Consider the following 20,214-nt stretch of genomic DNA (forward strand, 5'->3'; position numbering starts at 1 on the left):
CCCCGGCTTGAGCGCGGCTCACGCTCTTCGGGGCGCGCCGAAGTCCGGCGCGTCGTGCGTACGGGAAGAGCCGAGAGGAACCGCGCCGTCGGTCTCGGCAGCGGACGGCGAACGGAAGCGGCGCCGGTATTCGGCCGGCGTGGTGACGAGTCGGCGCCGGAATGCCCGGTGCAGGGTCTCCACGGATCCGAGGCCGCTGGCGGCTGCGACTTCGGGCAGGGTGCGATCGGTCTCCTCCAGGAGGCGTCGTGCGGCCTCCACCCGGGCGGCTTCGATGTAGGAGGCAGGCGTGCTGCCGGTGCGCTGCCGGAACAGCCGCGCGGCGTGGCGCACGCTCAGGTGCATCCGCTCGGCGAGTACTTCGATGGACAGGTCGTCCGCGAGATGGTCGGCGATCCACCGGCGCAGCCCATCGATCCGGTCGTCCGCGGGTGAGTGGATCGACAGCGGCACGCTGAACTGGCTCTGCCCACCGGGGCGCTTGACGTACATGACCATCATCCGGGCGGTGGCGAGCGCCAGCGCCTGGCCATGGTCCTCGGCAACCATCGCCAGGGCCATGTCCATTCCGGAGGTGACACCCGCACAGGTCCACACCTGCCCGGCCCGGATGAAGATCGGGTCCGGGTCGACGACGATCTGCGGATGGTCGGCGGCGAGCCGGTCGGCTGTCAGCCAGTGGGTTGTGGCGGCCAGTCCGTCCAGGATCCCCGCCGCGGCCAGCAGGTGTGCACCCGCGCACACCGAGGCTGTCCGGCGGGCCCTGGGTGCGGCAGTACGCAGCCACTCGACGACAGTGGCGTCGATCACTGGCTCGACGCCCTCCTCAACCAGTTTGATCGCACCCGACACGAGCAGTGTGTCCACCTCACCGCCCACCTCCTCCAGGGCGACGTCGGCGACCACCCGGACCCCACTGGAGGTGCGCACTTCGCCGGCGCGGGCCGCCGCGATCTCCACCCGGTAGCCGGGACGGCCTGCCCCGGCGATGCCGGAGGCGACGGAGAAGACCTCGGCCGGACCGGTGACGTCCAGGAGTTCCACGCCGGGAAAGGCGACGATGACGACTCTGCGTGCTTCGGGCATGCCGCTCATGGTTCAGGCATATGCGTGCGGCCGCAATGACCATTCTCTGTCAGATACGGCCACAGGAGCTGCCACATCGCGGCATGAGCCGAAGAGGGCCGGTGTGAAGACGCCACGGCGCGGCGCCGCCTCGGCCGACATCCTTCAGGAACTGTCGCTGGTCCTCCAGGAATCCGTCCGCGAAGAGCAAGCGGGGGGAGAAGAGCGCGGTGTACGTGGTCTTGAGGTCCGACTGCTCGATGGACTGCTTGACCAGTGAATGGGCCGCGTCCGGGTAGCGCTTTACCGTCAATGCGCCGTCTGCCTCCAACAGCTTGCGGTAGACGCGCTCCGTGTCGGCGGTGTCCACGTTGATGTCATGGCCCGCGAGGGTCAGCAACACCGGTACGCCGCTCAGGGCACGGAGGTCTTGAGTGGCGTCCGCGGTGTGGTTCTTGGAGATGAAGCCCCAGCGATCGGCGGTCATGCCGTCCGCCTCGGCGCCCCTGGCACTGACGTACTCCTCGAAGGTCGCGTGGCGTTTCAGCAGCCGGCGGGTGGTATCGCTCTTGGCGATCTCGGCCTCGGTGCGGGCAGCCGATGCGCCGTCGGCGCGCAGCTCGGCGAGGAGGTTGTAGCGGCCCTGCCGGAGCCAGTTGATCGCGGGCGACACGGCGATGACGAAGCTCACGGGAGTCTTGGCGGCGACCTTCGGCAGGACCCAGCCCGCCTGGCTGGCGCCCCAGAGCCCGATCCGGTCGCCGTCGATGTCCGGGCGGGCGCGCGCCCAGGCGATGGCGGCGGCTGTCTCGTTGGCCCGGTCGTCCATGGACTGGCCGAGCCAGTCGCCGGGTGCGCCCGCGACGCCGGGCTTGTCCCAGGACAGGGAGGCGTACCCGGCCTTCGCGTGCGCTTCCCACATGGGCTTGTAACCGTCGTCGTGGGTGGCGCCGACGGGGCCGTCGCCGTGGACGTACACGACCAGGCCGTGGTGCTTGCGGCCGTCCTTGGGGGTTACCAGTACGCCGTTGAGGGTGTGGCCGCCGTGGCGGATCGAGACCCGCTGCTCGTCCATGTCGTAGGAGTTCTGCCACAGCACCACACCGGCGAGGCCGGCGGCCACGACCAGGACTGCGACGAGTGACCACACGGCGATGCGGAGCCCGCGCCGTCGGGGCTTGATCTTCGGACCCATGGGATCTGACCGCCTCTGTTCGGGTTCGCGCAAGACGAAAACTATCATCGCGAGAACGATCGTAACGAGGATGATAGCTTTGAGTTGAGGTTGCAGCGAGAAAGGGGCACGGCATGGCACTGGATGCGACAGGCACAGGCACAGGCACAGGCAGGGGGCCGGGACCGGTGACAGTCCGGCGGGGCGTTCCGGCCGGCGCCGAGCGGCGGGCGGCCGAGCTGTACTGGGAGGCCTTCGGCCGCAAACTCGGCCCCGCACTGAACCCGCCGGACAAGGCGGTGCCCTTCATCGCCGCCCACCTGAACGCCGATCGCGCGGTGTGCGCGCTCCTCGACGGGCAGCTCGTCGGACTCGCCGGCTACCAACTCGGCGGCCGGGCCCTCACCGGGGGATCGGCCTCCGCAGTGCTGCGCACGTACGGACACCTGCGAGGACTGCACCGACTCCTGCTCCTCGCCCTGTTCGAACGCCGCCCGGCCCCCGGCCAACTCGTCATGGACGGCATCGCCGTGGACCCGGGCATACGCGGCCGTGGCGTCGGGAGCCTGCTCATTGAGGAAGTCGCCGCCGTCGCGACGGAGCAGGACTGCCGGGCCGTCAGACTGGACGTGATCGACACCAACCCGCGCGCCAGGGCCCTGTACGAGCGGCGCGGCTTCACGGCCGTACGGACCGAGCACACGCCGTACCTGCGCGGGCTGCTGGGATTCGGCGCGGTGACCACCATGCACCGCCCCGTCGAGGCGGATGGGCCGAGAGGACTGCGTACACCGTGACAGACCACGTCGAGATCCCCACCCGCATGCTCGTCCACGCACTGATCCGCGAGGACGGCACGGTCAGCGCGGACGAGCTCTACACCGTCGCCGCGACCCTCGGCATGAGCGACCAGCAGGTACGGCTGTGCGTCAAACGCCTCGTGGCCGAGAACCGGTTCACCCACGAAGGCCGCGGCCGTAAAGCACTGCTCCACGCCACCGAAGACACCACGCACGCCTTCACGCCCAACGCGGACTTCCTGCGGCACGCATTCCGCCAGGACGCCGGGCTGGCCCCCTGGGACGGCGTCTGGCACCTGGCAGCCTTCGCGGTGCCGGAATCGGCACGCACGTCCCGCGACGCCCTGCGCGAGACGCTCGTCCACCTCGGCGGAGCCCCGCTCCAGGGCGGGCTGTACGTCTGCGCCAACTCCTGGGAGCCGTACGTCGAAGAAGCGGCCCACCGCCTCGGCGCCCACGGCTCACTCACCCTCCTCACCACGACGGACCTGCGCAGGGGTGACACCCGTGACCCCGCCGAACTCACCCGCAGCCTGTGGCCCCTGCAGGAGATCGCCGACCGCTACCACCGCCTCAGCCTCATCGCCCAGCCCCGCCTCGACCGACTCAACGACCCTGCCGGACTCTCCCCCTCCGCACTCCTCACCATCGCGGTCGAGCTGGCCGCCGAACTCACCCGCGCCATGGACCCCGACCCGCTGTTGCCGCCTCAGCTCCTGCCCCAGCCCTGGCCCGGCACCCGGGCCAGGGAGCTCATCGCCCGGTGCTGGGCGGCCCTGCACGACCGCGACCACGGCGAAGCCCGCCCAGTCCTCTTCCGCCTCTACGCCGATGTCACCCGAGAGGCAGCAGACCGGGCCACGCGCTGAAGCCAAGATCTTCGCCGATTCGATACCGAGTCGTCTGAACGCCAGCCCAGCCCAGGCTGGCGCCGTGACCGGGATGCCCGCACGCTGAAGCCCGGAGTGTCAGCGTTTGTGGCGCTGGCCTTTGACGAGTTGTTCGGTGGTCTTGTCGGCGCCGATGCGGCGTTGGACGGCGGCGGTCAGGCTTGGGGCGGCGCCGCCGAGCAGGGCGATCAGGCGCAGGTTCAGCGGTGCCACGTCGATCTCGGCGAGGTTCTTCTCTATGGCGCGTACGGTCGCGCGCGCCACGTCCTGCGGCGAACGGGTGCCGATCCCTCGGGGCAGAGTGGCGCCGGAGTCGGCGAACATGCCCGCCTCGCTGATGAAGCCGGGGAAGACGGTGGAGACGCCGACGTTGTGGGGCCGCATGTCCTCGCGCAGTGCGAGGGCGAAGCCGCGTATCCCGAACTTGGTGGCGTTGTAGAGGGAGGCCTGCCCGGACGCGGTCTTCCCGGAGAGCGAGGAGATGAAGACCAGGTGACCGCGGCGGCGAGCGGCCATGCGTTCCCCGGTCAGTTTCGCCATCACGATGGGCGCGCGGAGGTTGACGTCGAGTGCGCGGTCTAGCTCGCCGATGGAGTAGTCGGCCAGCAGACCGTTCGCCGGCAGCGCGGCGTTGGCCACGAGCACGTCGATCTCGCCCGCCTCGGCCAGCAGTTGTTCGATCGCGTCCCGGTCGGCCAGGTCGGCGGGGATGGCCCGGGCCCCGAGCTTCGCGGCCAGTGGCTCAAGCAGATCGGTACGGCGCCCGGTGAGCACCACCTCGCCGCCGCGGGCGGCCAGGTCCGCCGCCAGTGCCTGCCCGATCCCGCCGGTGGCGCCCGTCAACAGCACCTTCGCGCCACGCAGATCCATGTCACATACTCCTGTCTTGGGTGCCTGGATACGACCTCATGCATCCGCCGGAGCCGAAGGGAACCGCGGCGGCTGTATGGCGGCGGAATCCATGGTGGTGCCCGGTATGACGCTGTCCTAGAGGACCATCATCAACTCGCTGGCATCGTGGCGGACTTCCCGGTCGTACCGGCCGAGCCGGCCGCCGTAGTACATACAGAACGTGGCGCTCTGCGAACGGCGCGAGCCCCCGAAAACCGGACGGTGAGAGATTCCCGGCGATGGCAATGCAATCGTGACTGCGCATGACCCCACCCTCGCGTGCCTTACGGCCGCGGGTCTTGTACGAATGTTCCCCGGGTCACCGGCCAAGCGTCGCCGGAGTCGCTCTGTTGGCACCGCACGCACACCCACGAGAATCTCGCAGTGCCCGACCTTGGGGCACGCCTTTCCTCAGTGGTTTCCGGGTTTCGCAACCCTGACACAGCATGCTGAGACCCACGGAGCACCGCTTCTCGACCGGGCGTCGCCACCCGCTCAAGGACCCGCAATTCTGTACGGCCTAACTAGGCATCCGCACGTCGTTGCACGGCGAGGGCCGCGATGTCGTCGTCGAGCCTTCCGCCGCTGTAGTGGAGCAGGGCCCGGTGAAGCCGGTCGAGCACCTCACGGGGTGGCATCGTGCCTTCCTGCCGCATCCAGTCCGGCAGCGGGAAGAACTCGCCGGTGCGGTCCCGGGTCTCTGTGACACCGTCCGTGTAGAGCAGCAGTTGGTCGCCCGGGGCGAAGGCGACGGTATCCACGCAGTACTGGTCGCCGAGGAGTGTCGCGAGGTTGAGGGGCGGAGAGGCGGTGGTGGGCTCCAGGACACGGATCTCTCCGCGGTGCACGAGCAGCGGCGGAGGGTGCCCGCAGTTGAGGAGCCTGACGTGGCCGCCGCCATGGGGGATTTCAGCGAGCAGAGCGGTGGCAAAGCGCTCGGGCAGGTCCTGGGTGGGGAAGGCTGTGCCGTAGCGGGTGATGCTGACCTCCAGGCGATGGATGATGCCCCTCAAGTCGGGCTCGTCGTACGCCGCCTCCCTGAAGGAATTGATCACCGCCGAGGCTGCCCCCACCGCCGACAGGCCCTTGCCGCGTACGTCGCCGATGAGCAGCCGGACCCCGTACGGTGTGTCGGCCGCCTCGTAGAAGTCGCCGCCGATCCGGGCCTGCTCCTGGGCCGCCAGATACAGCGACTCGATCTCGACGCCCGCGATGCGGCGTGGCACGGGACGCAGCAGCACCTTCTGGGCCGCGTCGGCGACGAGCCGGATGTGAAAGAGAGCTTCCTCCCGCTGGAGCCGGACATGGCTTGCGTATGCGGCCGCCAAAGTGACCGTGATGATCGCAGCCGCCGTGTACGGCGTCCCCAGGTCGGTGTAGGCGAAGCTGAGCCCAATCATGACCAGCAGGCAGAACGCCCCCAGCAGAATCGTGGGGAGCACGGGCCACATCGCGGCGGCGAGGGCGGGAGCGGCGGGCAGGAGGCGGCTGAAGGCGATCTCCCTCGGTGTGGAGAACGCCAGGCCCGCGATGAGGGCAGTAAGGATCACCGGTGACAGCCAGGCAGCTTCCCACCGGCCGCCGTAGGGGGGACGACGGCGCCGGAGCCGTCCAGGCATGATCACAAACCGCATCATATCTGGTACAGGCGGGGCATCTAGCACCCTAATGGGCCGTACGGTAGTGCCTTCGCGTCGCCCCACGGACCCACCACCTCCAGCTACGCCTGTACGAACGCGTGCGTCGGAGAGACCCAAGCCTGTGGGAACGGCGCCTGAAGCAGCCGCCGTGCCCGGGATCTGCACCGGGCCTGCTGGAGCCGCATACGTCTGTGGCGACCTCGCGAGCGCGGACGACGTGCGCCACCTCTTCGAGTGCGCCATGGACGCCTCGGTGGGCGGGGGAGGAGGAGGCGCCTGGCCCGGCTTGTCCCTGGACGCGAGTGGGCGCGCGGGCCCCTCCCATGGACTCAAGGGCATAGGAGGGCCCCGTTCTGCGCCAGTTTCCTGTGCCGGCTTCTGTGCCGGGCCTTACGACGCGCGGCGGCGGCGCGCCGCGAAGTAGACGGTGCCACCCGCCACCAGCGCCGCGGCTCCCGCGCCCGCGATGGGCAGGGTGTTGTCCGAGCCGGTGGCGGCCAGGTCGCCACCGGCCGTCGAGGTGCCCGGGCCACCGGTGGACGAGGATGAGGAACCGCCGTCCGATGACGACGCGGAGCCGGAGCTGCCGCCGGACGACGAGTCGGAACCGCCACCGGAGGCGGAATTGGAGCCGCCGGTGGACGAGGAGCCGCTCGTGGACGAGGAGTCGGAACCGCCGGTGACCGAGGAGCCGCCGGTGGACGAGGAGCCTCCCGTGGACGAGGATCCGGAACCGCCGCTGGTGGTCCCCGACGCGGCGTTGAGCACGATCTCCGCCGTGTTGTTCGCCAGGTATGTGTCGAAGGGCGTCTCGGCCTTGACGAACGACGCAGTGCCCGTCGCACCCGTCACGACCTTGTCGATCTTCAGACGGAAGCGGTAGGGCCAGCTGCTCTTCTCACTCACCCAGCCCATGTGGTTCATGCACGCGTACTCGCCCGCCTTCACCTTCTCGCACGCGCGCGGCGCTTCCGTCACGGTCGTACCGGCCGGAATCCGAACCTTGATCGTCAGCGCTCCGGTGCTCACCACCCGGTTCATGTCGACCCAGGCCGGGCCCTTGTTGGTGAACTGGAAAGAGGCGGTGATCGTCTCGCCCGCCTTGCCCTTCAGTTCGCCGCCGGTCAGCGAGAAGTCGGCCGTGTTGTCGGCGGTCACGAGCGCGTGCGTCGACGCAGTGCTGTAGTCCTCGTCGGAGGCCGGTTCGGCCGCCTTCCGCTCGACCAGCTTGAGCGCCGGCCCGGTGCCCTGCACCTCTTCGCCGGTCCCGTCGGGGTCCGACCAGCCCGGATCCTTCAGGTGGACCGACACGCCCAACCTCTCGTACAGCGCCCTCTCCTGGACGTTGTACTGCGGCGCCTTCTCGGGCACGTACACCACACCGGGTTCAAGCGCCTGCTCCACGGCGCAGATGGCGTCGTACCCGTCCGGCATCTCGTCGTAGCCGCCCGACTCCGCGTATGTGCAGTTGGAGTGTTGCTTGGCGAAGTCCAGCCCCGCGGAGCCGTGGAGATACACCCAGACGCGCTCGGCCCGCTCAGTGCCGTTGTTCTTGAACGAGAGCGGTATCTCCGGGCTGCTCGCGGGCTTCACCCCGGTTATCGGAGCGAGCTTCCCTACGGCCATGTCCGGCCCGGCCTCGTCCGCGAGGGCGGGGGCGGCCGCCAGCGCGACCAGGGCGGCGGCACCGGCCGCACCGACTCCACCGCGCAGCGAGCGACGGTAGGCAAGGGCGTTCTTCATGCGGGTCCCTATGTGTGACATGTAGGCGAACAAAAGCATCTGCCAGAAAGCAGTTGCGAGAAGCCAGACCTCCGGCGAGACCGGAAGGTTGTACGGAGATCACTCCTACCCGGCCAGGCGGACAACTGGTACCTGTACGGCGAATTTCGGGTGATACGGGGTGCGCTCCGGGGGCACTGTACAGACGCAGGCCCGACCGACGCCGGGCCGGTGGTCGGGCACTGCTCGGTCAGGTCGAGCGGATCGCCAAGGCGCCTGGCTGCTCACTCGCCCAGGTGGTGGGGTTTCACCGCAGTAGCGACCATGCCGCTTCGCGGCGTCGCGTCGACCAGCGCCACTATACGGTCGATAGTGTCCCCGTCCTCTGTGCACCATTCAGGGGGTGGGACTTGAGTTAGTGCCCATTCTGCCGGGGACTCAGGCATCGGCGGGTGATGATCGGGTGATGCGAACGCGTGTGGGGCGAAACGACCGCCTCGTGAAGGCGATGTTCGACCAGCGGTATTGGCCCACGGGGGGCGGTCGTCGTGGAAGGTGAGCGGGGGCCTGGGCGGGGCATGGTGGACCGGTCGGAGGGGTTCGGTGAGCGGCTGCTGGGGGTGCTGCTGGACCGGGCGCATGAGATGCCGCCGCAGTTGATCGCTCCATTGATCGCGGAAGAGGTCGCCAGAATCGGCGGCCGCGACGTCTCCATCCTCCTCCAGGACTACGCGCAGGAACTTCTCGTGCCGCTGCCGGGCAAGAGGCTGCTTGTGGGCGAGCCCGAGGCAATCAGTGGTTCTCCCGCCGGCACGGCCTTCCTGCGCGCGGCAGCGGTCCAGGTACGGCAGGCCGACGGCGTGCGGGTGTACCTGCCGCTGCTGGACGGCAGCGACGAGGTGGGGGTCATGGCCCTCACCCTGGACACCATCGATGGCGACGACCGGCGGCTGTTGCGCAGGCTCGCCGGCCTCGTCGCCGACATGCTGGTCACCAAGCACGGTTACACCGACCGGTTCTTCAGGCCAGGCGGCGCGAACCGATGAGCGTGGCGTCGGAGATGCAGTGGTCCCTGCTGCCGCCGCTGACGATGTCCGTACCGCAGGTCGCCGTGTCCGGGGCCGTCGAACCCGCCTACAGCATCGCTGGTGACAGCTTCGATTACGCCCTCAACGACGACATCCTTCACGCCGCGGTGATCGACGCGATGGGCCACGGCCTGGACGCCGCCACCATGGCGACCGTCGCGATCGGCGCCTACCGGCATGCCAGGCGCTCCGGCATTGACCTGTCCAAAATCTATGCGTTCATGGACCGGGCCATCGCGGAGCAGTTCGGGCCCGACCACTTCGTCACCGCGCAGATGATGGACCTGGACATCACGACCGGCCTTCTGCAATGGGTCAATGCCGGTCACCCGGCACCGCTGCTCGTCCGCAACCATCAGGTCGACCGGCAACTGGAGAGCCCCACCACCCTGCCGGTCGGCTTCGGCGGCGAACACCCCCCGATCAGCGAGTACCAACTGCAGCGCGGCGACCGGGTGCTGTGCTACACCGACGGCGTGATCGAGGAGCGCGATGCCGACGGAGAACCGTTCGGCGAGGAACGACTCATCCGCTGCGTCAACCGCATCGAGCATACGGAAGAAGGCGTGCGGGCGTGGGCGCTGCGGCTCTCCCGAACTCTGAAGCAGGAACGTGGCGGGCGCACCAGCGATGACGCGACCCTTTTTCTGATCGAGTGGCGCGGGGGCGCCGCCGACCACCTTGCTGTCCTGGACTGAACGAGAGCCGCACCGCAGGTCGACCCGCGTGGGCAACCCCGTACCGTTGGCTTGGCTGTGCGTCCTGCGGATGGTCGCTGGCGTGCCGTAGTCGGCCGGCCGCAGGAGCGTTTGCGCCGAGCGATGGCGACCACCGTCCGCAGGGATCGCAGGGGTCCGAAGCGGATCACTGAGCGGAGTAAGGCGTACTCCTCGTCCCGGTCGGCTTTTGCCGCCACGGGCCCCTTCCGGCCACCTGCCGAAGGCCGTCGCACAGATCGGTTGCCGGTGAGTGAGACTGTCCGCCATGACCATGCTTGCCAACGCGACGTTATTGGTGGTGTTCAAGCTGATCGAGTCCGCGCGGGCCCGCTGGTGGGCGGTCAACGCGCCCCACCCGGTTGCCCTGGTGTGGGCGTGTACCTGCTTCAAGCGCGGCCGGCTGGTTGAGCGGCCCGAAGGGATCGCGGCATGACCGGCCCCCACACCCACGACGAACCTGCCGAGCACCGGCGCTTCGCCCGCTATCTGGAGGCGCTGGAGGCCGTCGCCGAGGCGGACGAGGCCGAACTGGTGGCCGCCGTCCTACGCGATCAGGACGCGACGATGGCGGACAGCGCGGTGGGCCGTCATTTGGACCGCCGGGCCGCCGAGCTGCTGACCGACCCTCGTTTCACGGCCTGGGCACACACTCTCGGCGAGGTGATCGGGGACCGCGACTTTCTCACCCGCCGCCTGCGTGAGTGGTCCCTGCTCAGAACCATCGCTCTGGGCAAGCCGTGGGCCGCTGAGGAGCTGACCAGCGCATCCGACTGGTTGCAGCGCATGGCCGCAACCACGCAGATCCTGACCTCACCCGAGGCCATCAGGCTGCTGGCCGAGCACGGACGAACCCACCGCGTTCGAAACGCAGCGAACCGTCAGTTGCAGCACCGGGGCCGGCCCGACTGACCTGGTCACGGGTCTTGACGACTCCTGCCCGCTGCAACGGCTTCAGTCCCCGGAGAAGGAGTAACTGCCGCACGGCCTCGTCCTGATAGTGAGCTCGTGGTGTGGTCGGGCGACAAGCACGGCGTACGGATCACCGCCTCCTGGGGCAGCCGCGAACATCTCGACCCGGTTCTGGTTGTCCCCGAGCTGGTCGCGGAGACCCCTTCGTTTTGCAACCGCCGGACACGATCGCTCTCTATTGCGGGGCGGGCGGCGTGAGGACATCCGCCCGCCCCAGGCCTAACCGGCGCCCCCCCCGGTGCCGCCATGGGGGGTGCCGATCAGGCGTAGAGGGGCTGTTCGACGGAGACTTCCTGCCCGTCGAGCCGGGCCGTGGTGAATGTGGGTGTCTCGAGGCCGGTGTAGGCGTCAGCGTGCTGGTGCAGCGCCGCGGGGCGCAGGTCGACGACCCGGAAGGAGGCGCCCTCCATGCTGTCAAGCAGTCCGATGGCCTCCCGGGCGCAGCCGTAGGAAAGGCTGAACCCGCTGCCGCCGTGGCCGAAGTTGTGGACGATGTTGAAGCCGTACTCCTTCTCGACGCAGACGTTCTCCACGCGGTACGGGCGCAGCCCGGCGATCACGTCCACGTCTGTGTCGGTGAGCTGGACCTTCTTCAGCAGCTCGGGCGCGAACCGCTTGCAGCGGTCGAACATCTCCTTGACCGGTGTGTATTCCTTGCCGATGTGGGTGTCGTACTCGCTGGGCTCCACCAGACCGCCAAGGATCAGGTGAGTCTCGCGCGGGACGATGAAGACCATGTCCTGCTGGTGCGCGGTCTTGGAGATGGCGTACGCGGTCTTGGGCTGCTTGCCCTTCGGCCAGCGGGACATCGGCACCCTCACGAGGGCGCCGCGCAGGGGGACCATGCAGGCGCCGGCCAGCTCAGCGGCGCCCATGCCGGTGCAGTTGACGATGGCGTCCACGCCCCAGTCCTTGCGGATCTTCGCGCTCTGCGGCACCAGGCGATCGGTGATCCGCTTGCCGTAGGTGACGGTGACGTTGTCGCACTGGTCGAGCTGGTCGCGCAGCCAGCGCGTGTAGATGGGGGTGTCGATGGCCGGTACGTGGAGCTGGTACCCGTCCTTCACCTGGAAGGACGGGGGAACTTGCTTGATCTCGTCCTGGGTCAGCCGGCGGAAGCCGTCGATCTCCTCGTCTTCGGAGAGCTTCTGCAGCTCTTGCATCTTCGTGTGCTCGAGCCAGTCATCCTCGATCTTGATGCCGAAGTAGGAGTTGGCTGTGACCATGTGGACACCGGCGTTCGGGGCCAGTTTGCGGAACTCCTTGTACGACTCGACCGACCAGCGCTTGGAGCGCATGATCGACAACTGGTTGCCGTGTTGGCCGCACACGGCCGGGGGAAACTCCCACAGCGCGCCGGCGATCACGGACACGGTTTCGTCGGCGGGCCGCTCGGCGACGACCTGGACGTTGAACCGTTGCTTGCCGTCCACGCGGGCCCGGGCCAGTTCCAGCGCGGTGGTGAGGCCGCTGACGCCGGCCCCGACGACCAGGACCTTCTCCACGCGGTGCGGACGTTGCTGTTCAGTCATGGTTCCTACCTCGTTCGAGCCAGAGGGCCCCGTGGGAGGACTCGCACACGGGGCGGCGGCCGGTACACATCGCCAGAAGCAGTAAGAAGCCTGTCCGGAATGGGCCGCCAGTGATCATCCTTGACCGGTCACGGCTGCCTGTCCCATCCGTCGTTCACTCAGGGGGCGGGCGCGCCGGGGCACACACCCGGCGCACGGAGGCATATGACTACGGAATAGGTCGCGCAAACCCTGGGATGCGGTGCACCGTCAGTCCAGGGCGAGTACGCCGTCGCCCTCATCGTGATCCGCAGAGCGCCTGCTACATGCAGGCGACGGAGCGGGTGAGGTCTTCGGAGAGGGAGACAATGAACCGTCGCTGTGAACCAGTGATCGTCGCCAAGTAGATGCGGGCCGTTCCTTCGGCAAAGAGCCTGTCGACAGCTGCGGCCAGGCCCGGACGCGGGGCAACGCCTGTGTCGAGCATGGCCTGGTGCCTGTGGGACCAGATATTCCAGAGGCCGCGAGCCGAGGCGGTTCCGCTTCCGAACAGTTCAAAGCTCGCGCCTGCCTGGAGCTCGGCCCGGGCGGCATGTGCGGAGGCACTGTCGTCCTGGTTCAGTGCGCACGCCGGTCGTCTCGGTTCATGCCGTCAGTCTGCAGGCGCCTTGCGTTGGGGTGAGCCGGTGCGGCCGCAAGTGAGGAACAGCATTTCGGATCTGTGCGATCGGGAGCAGCTGGTCGTACCGTACGGCGCGGGTGCCGCTGTACGCGGCCGCCTGGTGCTGGACGGTGTGTGGCCGAATGGATGATCGACGGTGTGGCGGTTCGACGGCGACGAGGTGTTCTGGCCAGTTGGGGATCTGGCCGCGTTCCGTTGCCGGCGGGATTACGCGCGGGGGCGCGCACGCGCGGGCACGCCCCCAGACCCACGGTCCGAGCAGCCCGCCGCTGGGGCTTTCACTCTGACGGTCAGGCGAGATTCTTCTCCAGGGCGGAGACATAGCCGTGCATGGCGTGGTCGCGCAGCCCATCGCTGGCCGGGGCGAAGGGATCGGCGGTCATGCCCATGGCCCGGTCCGCCAGCCCGCCCAGGAGCGACGTGGAGGTGCGGACCTTGCCTGTCGAGTCGATGTAGCGCAGGGTCTCGACGTGGGTGTAGGCGGGCTCCGGCGGCAACTGCGGCACGATGTCGTTGTTGTTGACGAAGCGGTACAGCCGGTCCTTGAAGCCTTTGTTGCAGGCGGCGGCGAGTAGCCGGTCGCAGGTGCGGGGCTGGCCGAAGGTATAGATGCCGTCCGCCTGCAGGCGCGGCTCCTCCAGGTAGAGGCGGCAGCCGGCGAGCATCGCCAGGGCGCCGCCGAGACTGTGCCCGGTGAACCAGATGGTCTGGCCGTTGTCGCGCAGCTCGGCCAGCGCGTCCCGGACGGCCGGGAAGACGGAGTCGAGTGCCTTGCCGAAGCCGTAGTGGATGTAGCCCGTGTCGGCGGGGCCCGGCCACGGCGGGGTAGTGGCGTCGGAGAGCCAGTCACGGATCTGAGCCGGCTCCGTGCCCCGGAACGCGGTGATGATCATGTGCTCGCTGGCGGCTGTGTACGCCTGGGTGTCCTCCAGCGGGAAGGGCGGGGTGAACCTGGTGTGGTGGTGGCGCACGCGGTCGAAGCCCCACTCGCGGGCCCGGCGTTCGATGATCGCCTCGTCTTTGTAGGCGAGGTCCGCCGCCTGTGCCAGGTGGTAGGCCTGGGACAGGCTGTATCCGGTGGTGCGGTGGTCGATCGTGGACGGTACGGACACGGGGTTCCTCCGGGAAGCGCGTCTCACATTGGTCTACAGGAGCACGCCCATAGAGCGGCCCCACATATACCTGCCAAGATCGACAGCGGCATAACGGTCTGCCCAGTCCGGCACCCGAAAGCAGCACCGCACTCCGGCCACGATGGCCGCGCGCCATTGTGCTGCGTACGTAAGGGCAGCCCTGTTCAGCTGGCCGCCCTCGGCGCGTCCATCAGCCTGCAAACCAGTCAGCATCTGCTGGCTGGAGCCGGAGAAGTTTGTCCCGAAGAACCCAACGCGGCAGCCGGCCCAGAGGGCCACCGCCAACGTGCATGGGTGCCGTTGAGGAACCAATCCGCCCGGTTCGAGGCCCGCCAGTGCCAGACCACCGAAGCGATGATCAGGGAGTCACCAGCTCATTGAGCATTCCTCAGCTGCTTGTCCACGGGCAGTACGACACCGACGGTCGGCTGCGCGCTGGTGGACGGACCACGCCCCTTAAGCCGGACAGTGTCAAGGCCCTGTATCCGGATCCGGACGGATAGCGTCGTGTCTCAGGATGTGCTGGTGCCGCCTGTTCGGGCGCTGGAAGCATGAGGCGACCCCGGAGCAGGGAGGCGCGTGACCGTGGTGCAGACACCGGCAGCCGTTGGCAGTCCGCAGAGCCACGACGACGCTGCGATGCGCGTGGCCGTACTGGATGTGGACGGGACCCTCACCCCGTCAATGCTGGGGCTGGACCTGTTGCAGACGATGTGTGAGGACGGTTTCTGCCAGGCCGCCGATGTAGAGGCGCTGCGCATCCTCGTCCAAACGGGCCGCTCCGCGGGTTCCGACATGGCGGCCCTTGTCGTCGAAGCCAATGTTGGGTACGCCGACGTGCTTGCGGGAGTTCCGACTCGTGTGGTCATCGATGCCGCCGAGCGGACATGGACGCGGGTGGAGCGGGACCTGTACCCGTTCGTCCCCTTGCTGCTCGCGACGCTACGGCTGCACGGGCTGCACGTCGTCCTGCTGTCCGGCAGCCCGCACGAGATGATCCGGGTGCTGGCCGGCCGGCTGGGCGTGGCGACGTACCAGGGTGCTGAAATGCATGCACGGGCCGATGTCTACGACGGCCGGGTCCGCCTGCCCACCGGCGTCCCCGGCGTCAAGCGCCAGGCTCTCAACCGCCTCTTCCGAGGCCAGGTCATCGACTTCCAGCGCTCATACGCCCTGGGCGACTCCGCGGCCGACGCCGACATCCTGTCCTTGGTGGGCATACCGGTCGCCTTCGAACCAGATCCGGTACTCCGGGACCTGGCCGAGCACCGGGCCTGGCGGATCGCGGACCGTGAAAACGTGCTCCAGCAAACCATTGCCGGCATCACGCAGCAGGAACCAGGACGGGAGTTGGTCCGGTGAGGAAAGGGCGGACGTGCGCCGGCGAGCGCTCCCGGAGCGGCGGCAGCTGCCTCGTAGTGGGAGCGCGCAGGGCATCGGCTCGGCTACCGCGGTCGCCAAGGGCGGTGCTTGCAATCATGCGCGCCGCAGGCAGTGGGCACATCGAGTTGACAGGGAGCTAGCTCATGCAGGATCCCGCACCCACGTTCGCGAACGGCTATCCGGAAGCGCCATGGACCCTCGAAGGGCCCATCCACCTCGCGCAGTTGAAGCTCAGACGGCCCCTGCGGCCACCGGAAGGGGTACAGCCCTTCATGAGCCGTCGAATGGTGCTGCTGCTCGGCCGCTACCGCACGGGCACCCTCGCCTACAGCGAGCTGGTGCTGTGCTCATACGCGCGAAGCGGCCTGCGTGTGGGGCTCGTCATCCACCACATCTGGGTGGACAGTCAGGAATCCGTACAGGGTGGGCGGCACATCTGGGGCCTGGCCAAAAAACTCGCCACCTTCGCGTGGAGCGACTCCCGCGTCCGGATTAGCGACGAAGAAGGACCCATCACCGAACTCCACTGGGACGCCGTCCGTTGGCGACTGCCCGCGGTGCCGCTGCCGCTGCCGTTCTTCGGATTCCGTGACGCGAGGCTGCTCCACACCGTCGCCCATGCCCGCGCCCGGATCGCGCCCTGCCGGATGACTGTGACCACATGGTCCCCGCGACTTCCCGAAGTGCAGGGGCCACGCGTCCGGCCGGCCCTCCTGTGCGACCCGAGCCGGGCCCTGGTGCCCGCGGCCCGCGTCGTGGCCGGCGGCTCACCCGGAAAGACACCTCATCGATAAGGGAGCAGTACATGCCGTTACCAGGCACGTCGGCGAAACCCAACCGCTCCGACCGCGAGCTGGAAAGCGAACTGGATCCGCATGTCGTCGGCCACTACTACGACAACATGACCGACAAGCTCAAGAAGAAGTACGGACCGGGCCCGCGTGTCCATTACCACCTCGGCTACTACGCCTCGGGGAGCGCACCCACGCTCGCTCCCGGCCCCCCGCCGAAACCATCCGTCAGAGCATATGGAAGCACCAGGAACTCCATCTTCAGCATGCGGCGGAACTCTGGGACGCGCCCCGGCGCTTCACCGGCACCGTGCTCGACGTGGGTTGCGGGCTTGGCGGCGGATCGATCTTCTGGGCACAGCAGTACGGCGCCGACGTCACCGCCGTCACCATCGCGGCGGCGCATCCGCCGGTCCTCCACGACTTCGCCCGCCAAGCCGGGGTGGACGACCGCATCCGGACCATCGTCTGCGACGCGACCCAGGTACCGGAGGACCGGCAGTACGACACGGCCGTCGCGATCGAAAGCAGCTGCCAGATCGCCCGCGGCCCGTGGTTCCAGCGACTAGCCCGACTCGTGCGGCCCGGCGGCAGCGTGTGCATCGAGGACATCTTCGCGGTGCGGCCCCGTGGCGCGGTCGTCTGGGCGGACTACTTCCACGCCCGCCCCGGCTCTGTGGCCGAGTATGTCGCGGCAGCGGAGGCAGCGGGCTTCGTTCTGGACGACGACGTCGATATCACCGCCGAGGCGACCCCGTTCTGGCAGGAGAGCATTGCCTGGACGCGCGCCATGCTGGACGGCGACGGGAGCGAGAAGATCGACAGCGTCGAACGGCGGCGGCTGCGGGTCTCTCTCGCCATGCAGTACGCGCTTGAAGCCGAATGGAAATCTGGAGGGATGCGGCAGGCATTCCTCCGCTTCGAACGCCGGCCCAGTCGCGCATGAGAGGAGGAGTTACGCCAGCCAAGTCCTCCCGTGCGTAAGGGCCTTCATCCGGAGCTGTCTCGATCACGGCCTGGACCGCGGGGGCAGCTGCTGCGTCGTTATTCCCGCCGCGTCTGGTCGACCCTCATCCACAAGAGCGGCACGGCAGGGCCGCTCGAGCGCGGCTCCGGGAACCGGGCATCCGCTGCGAACAGCACGATCCCTCCCCTTTCAGGAACAGAGCACAGTTCCGCCCTTGACCTCGTACGTCAGCGCATCCTTCGGCCGGCACGTGGCCGGGCGGCCCCGAGACGTCCGTCTCCGAGGACGGCCGTCACCCAGCCGACTGCCCGCTTCGTGTGACTGAGCGTTTCAGAGGGCCGGTTGAGAGTAGGGGGACTGCTGATGGCCACGATGTCGTTGCGCTGCTGAACGGGTTGTCAGTGGTGCTGATTAAGGTGCAGACAGGGAGATCACCGACGGGTAGCAAGGGGATGAGCGCGTGAGCGACGGGATTCAATGGCTGGTCAGCCTGGAGAAATGGATGTCCAGCGTGGTGTTCGCGCGTGGGATATCCGCCCAGGAGCTCGCGCTGCGCATGGGAGCCGACCCGGACGGTGCGACCGAGCCGATCACCGACTCAGACGTGTGGGACCTGGAAATCGAGGCGTACCGGCCGGGCGGCGACGGGGACGGTGTCGTGCGGGTCGGCGAGTGCGGAGGATGGTCCTTCGCCTTGGAGTACGGCCACTCAACCGGCGGGGACCGGCTGGCGGAGATCTCCCACGGTGGAGTTGAGGCCGTACATTACGTGCCGATGAAGGAGCACCCGCCTGCCACCGTGTTCTACGCCCGCGACGGCGTGTCCCTGTGCGGCTTCGGACTTGATGAGGAGAACGTGCGCTGGGGTGAGGAACCCGATCTACTTGTTCCCGACCTCGTTGCCGGACAGGTGCTCGGCCCTGACGGGGAGACGCTTCTCGCTCCCGAGGACGAGCACTACTTGGCCACCTACCGGCGCACCCTGGGCGTCGTGGAGCGGCGCTTCGGACTTTCCCTCTCGCCGGCCTATCTGCAGGAAGCGCGCCTGCCGGCGTACGCGGTCCGCGGCACCCCAGACATGGGTACCTGAGCGCCCCGGTGGGTTCGATGGGTCCGCACTGTGCCTGACGCCGGTGCGCTGACCGCCTCACAGTGCCGACCCGGCTCCCCGCGGAGAGGGGATACGAAGACCTCGGCGGGCGCGTGCCCTCGGCGCCTCCCGCCGACGGGGCCACGTCACCCTTCGGGTGAGCTGCTCCAGAGGTGATTCGCCGCTCTAGCTGACGTACACGTAGGGCCAGCGGGAGCGGAGCCCTGGCGCTCCAAGCCGTGCATCTTGATCGTTTCCTGGGGGGCGTCTAGGCTCCCATGCTCATGGAGACGGGGGAGCCGGACCGCGATCGCAGGCCGTGGGGCAACCGGCTGATCAGGCCTCGTGCGCTCGCGGCTCTGGTCGCCGGGGCTGCGGGGCTGGCCGTTGTAGGCGCGGTCCTCGTCGTTCTGCCGGGTGTGGTGGTCGACCACGATCTCGCCGGGGCGAGCGTCGCTGCGCAGGACCGGCTGAAAGCGGTGAATGACGTCCGTACGACGCTTCTGCAGGCCGTGGGTGGCATGGTTCTGGCGTTCGGCGCGTACGCCACCTGGCGGCAGCTGCGCGTCAGTCAGGACGGCTTGCGCGCCACCCAGGAGGGCTACGTCACCGACCGGTTCAGCACGGCCGTCGATCAGCTCGGCAGTGACAAGCTGGAAACACGTATCGGCGGACTCCACGCGCTGTGGCGGATCGCGGAGCACTCCGCCCGCGACCGCGAGGCCGTCATCTCCATTCAGGCCGCTTACCTGCGTACACACCTGCCCTGGCCGCCCGCCGTACGGGGAGCTCCAGCGGCGGACGTGCCCATCAACGACGTCGTGCCGCTGGAGGTTCGTGCCGCCGACGCCCAGGTGGCACTGACCGGGCTCGGCGTCTTGTTGCTGCAACCCCGGGAGCAGTCCTGGGTCAACCTCAGCGTCACGGACCTGCGCCGGGCCGACTGCGACGGGCTGTGGCTGCATGAGGTCAACCTCGACCGGTCCTGTATGGAGGCGGCGGGCCTGTACCACGCCAACCTGACTCAGGCATCTCTCGTCTCGGTCAACCTGCGGCACGCCGACCTCAAGACGGCGATACTGCGCCGGGCCCGCTGCGTGCTGGCTGACCTGCGGGGCGCGCGGCTGGTCGAAACAGACTTGCGTGACGCGGACTTCACCGAGGCCGACCTGCGCGAGGCGAACCTGCGCAAGGCCGACGCAGGTGGCGCTGTCTTCCGCCGCGCGGACCTGCGCCTGGCCGACTTGCGCGGCTCCGACATGAGCACGGCCGACCTTCTCCAGGCACGTCTGACCGGCGCGGTGGCCAGCGAGCACACTCGCTGGCCAGCCGGTTTCGACCACGCGGCCGCCGGCGTCGTTGTTACCGAGGACCCCGGCCCTGAACCTCCGCCACTGCTCCAGCCCTCAGGGATAACGACGCAGCACCCGCCTCTGCGGTCCATGCCGTGACCTTCCTGCGCCGGCCCGCACACCACGGTCGGCCCCCGCAGCAGCAGTTGCGGCGCTTCCCCGGCACGAAGAAGGGCCGCAAGGTCCGCTTTGCCCCTGCGGGCTACTCCGCCGATTGGCGAGGAGTCCGGGCGATGAGGGCGTTGATGGTCTTGCCGGGGCCGGGGCCGGGTGTGATGGTCACGGTGTCGGTCAGGCGGCGGACCATGTGCCAGCCGAAGCCTCCGCTGCCGCCGTTGAGGTCGGGG

Annotated in this window: 15 protein-coding genes and 3 pseudogenes; 11 read left to right on the forward strand and 7 right to left on the reverse strand. The window is 68.7% G+C overall.

Going from position 1 to position 20,214, the window contains the following annotated elements; genetic code table 11:
* Positions 1-18: 18 nt before the first annotated feature.
* Together J7E96_RS05730 and J7E96_RS05735 are read right to left on the reverse strand one after the other, a co-directional pair.
* Positions 19-1,086, reverse strand: a complete 1,068-nt coding sequence (locus J7E96_RS05730) for a GlxA family transcriptional regulator (protein WP_215128108.1) — start codon at positions 1,084-1,086, stop codon at positions 19-21.
* Positions 1,087-1,135: 49 nt separating this feature from the next.
* Complete coding sequence (locus J7E96_RS05735; RefSeq protein WP_215128110.1) at positions 1,136-2,260, reverse strand: S9 family peptidase; 1,125 nt, start codon at positions 2,258-2,260, stop codon at positions 1,136-1,138.
* Between the two features lie 113 nt (positions 2,261-2,373).
* Here J7E96_RS05735 and J7E96_RS05740 point away from each other — a divergent pair, with 113 nt between their 5' ends.
* Both J7E96_RS05740 and J7E96_RS05745 read left to right on the forward strand, forming a co-directional pair.
* Complete coding sequence (locus J7E96_RS05740; RefSeq protein ID WP_215128112.1) at positions 2,374-3,036, forward strand: GNAT family N-acetyltransferase; 663 nt, start codon at positions 2,374-2,376, stop codon at positions 3,034-3,036.
* Positions 3,033-3,908, forward strand: coding sequence for a PaaX family transcriptional regulator C-terminal domain-containing protein (locus J7E96_RS05745; protein WP_215128114.1), 876 nt, complete (start codon positions 3,033-3,035; stop codon positions 3,906-3,908). Before J7E96_RS05740 ends, J7E96_RS05745 begins: the two co-directional genes overlap by 4 nt.
* A gap of 99 nt (positions 3,909-4,007) precedes the next feature.
* Here J7E96_RS05745 and J7E96_RS05750 read toward each other — a convergent pair whose 3' ends face one another.
* The 3 genes from J7E96_RS05750 to J7E96_RS05760 all read right to left on the reverse strand — a co-directional run bounded on the left by J7E96_RS05750 (position 4,008) and on the right by J7E96_RS05760 (position 8,203).
* On the reverse strand, positions 4,008-4,799 hold the full coding sequence (locus J7E96_RS05750; protein ID WP_215128116.1) for an SDR family oxidoreductase: 792 nt from the start codon (positions 4,797-4,799) through the stop codon (positions 4,008-4,010).
* Between the two features lie 545 nt (positions 4,800-5,344).
* Positions 5,345-6,439: a PP2C family protein-serine/threonine phosphatase gene (locus tag J7E96_RS05755; protein ID WP_251069473.1), complete on the reverse strand. Its 1,095-nt coding sequence runs from the start codon at positions 6,437-6,439 to the stop codon at positions 5,345-5,347.
* A 411-nt stretch (positions 6,440-6,850) separates the two neighbouring features.
* A complete protein-coding gene (locus J7E96_RS05760; protein WP_215128120.1) occupies positions 6,851-8,203 on the reverse strand; it encodes an LPXTG cell wall anchor domain-containing protein in 1,353 nt (450 codons plus the stop codon).
* Positions 8,204-8,760: 557 nt separating this feature from the next.
* Here J7E96_RS05760 and J7E96_RS05765 point away from each other — a divergent pair.
* The 3 genes and pseudogenes from J7E96_RS05765 to J7E96_RS05775 all read left to right on the forward strand — a co-directional run bounded on the left by J7E96_RS05765 (position 8,761) and on the right by J7E96_RS05775 (position 10,898).
* Positions 8,761-9,968, forward strand: a pseudogene (locus J7E96_RS05765) (PP2C family protein-serine/threonine phosphatase).
* A gap of 319 nt (positions 9,969-10,287) precedes the next feature.
* Positions 10,288-10,422, forward strand: a pseudogene (locus J7E96_RS05770) (IS256 family transposase); the annotation flags it as partial.
* Positions 10,419-10,898, forward strand: coding sequence for a hypothetical protein (locus tag J7E96_RS05775; RefSeq protein WP_215128122.1), 480 nt, complete (start codon positions 10,419-10,421; stop codon positions 10,896-10,898). The pseudogene J7E96_RS05770 and the gene J7E96_RS05775, both read left to right, overlap by 4 nt.
* 320 nt (positions 10,899-11,218) lie before the next feature.
* Here the strand turns inward: J7E96_RS05775 and J7E96_RS05780 are convergent, their stop codons facing one another.
* Positions 11,219-12,490 (reverse strand): FAD-dependent oxidoreductase, encoded by a 1,272-nt coding sequence (locus J7E96_RS05780; protein ID WP_215128124.1) that lies wholly within the window; start codon positions 12,488-12,490, stop codon positions 11,219-11,221.
* A 951-nt stretch (positions 12,491-13,441) separates the two neighbouring features.
* A complete protein-coding gene (locus J7E96_RS05785) occupies positions 13,442-14,263 on the reverse strand; it encodes a lipase family protein (RefSeq protein ID WP_215128126.1) in 822 nt (273 codons plus the stop codon).
* Between the two features lie 600 nt (positions 14,264-14,863).
* On the opposite strand from J7E96_RS05785, the gene J7E96_RS05790 reads away from it, so the two are divergent.
* From J7E96_RS05790 to J7E96_RS37120, 6 genes and pseudogenes are all read left to right on the forward strand, one after another.
* Complete coding sequence (locus J7E96_RS05790) at positions 14,864-15,646, forward strand: HAD family phosphatase (protein WP_215128127.1); 783 nt, start codon at positions 14,864-14,866, stop codon at positions 15,644-15,646.
* A 164-nt stretch (positions 15,647-15,810) separates the two neighbouring features.
* Positions 15,811-16,461, forward strand: a complete 651-nt coding sequence (locus J7E96_RS05795; protein ID WP_215128129.1) for an acetoacetate decarboxylase family protein — start codon at positions 15,811-15,813, stop codon at positions 16,459-16,461.
* A 316-nt stretch (positions 16,462-16,777) separates the two neighbouring features.
* A complete protein-coding gene (locus J7E96_RS05800; RefSeq protein WP_215128131.1) occupies positions 16,778-17,404 on the forward strand; it encodes a cyclopropane-fatty-acyl-phospholipid synthase family protein in 627 nt (208 codons plus the stop codon).
* Between the two features lie 481 nt (positions 17,405-17,885).
* Entirely contained in the window at positions 17,886-18,515 is a 630-nt protein-coding gene (locus tag J7E96_RS05805; RefSeq protein ID WP_215128133.1) for a DUF6461 domain-containing protein, read from the forward strand.
* Positions 18,516-18,799: 284 nt separating this feature from the next.
* Entirely contained in the window at positions 18,800-19,966 is a 1,167-nt protein-coding gene (locus J7E96_RS05810) for a pentapeptide repeat-containing protein (protein WP_251069474.1), read from the forward strand.
* Positions 19,966-20,058 (forward strand): annotated as a pseudogene (locus J7E96_RS37120) (ATP-dependent endonuclease); the annotation flags it as partial. The gene J7E96_RS05810 and the pseudogene J7E96_RS37120, both read left to right, overlap by 1 nt.
* Positions 20,059-20,214: the final 156 nt, after the last annotated feature.

The organism is Streptomyces sp. ISL-96 (genome assembly GCF_018614035.1).
Classification (GTDB): domain Bacteria; phylum Actinomycetota; class Actinomycetes; order Streptomycetales; family Streptomycetaceae; genus Streptomyces.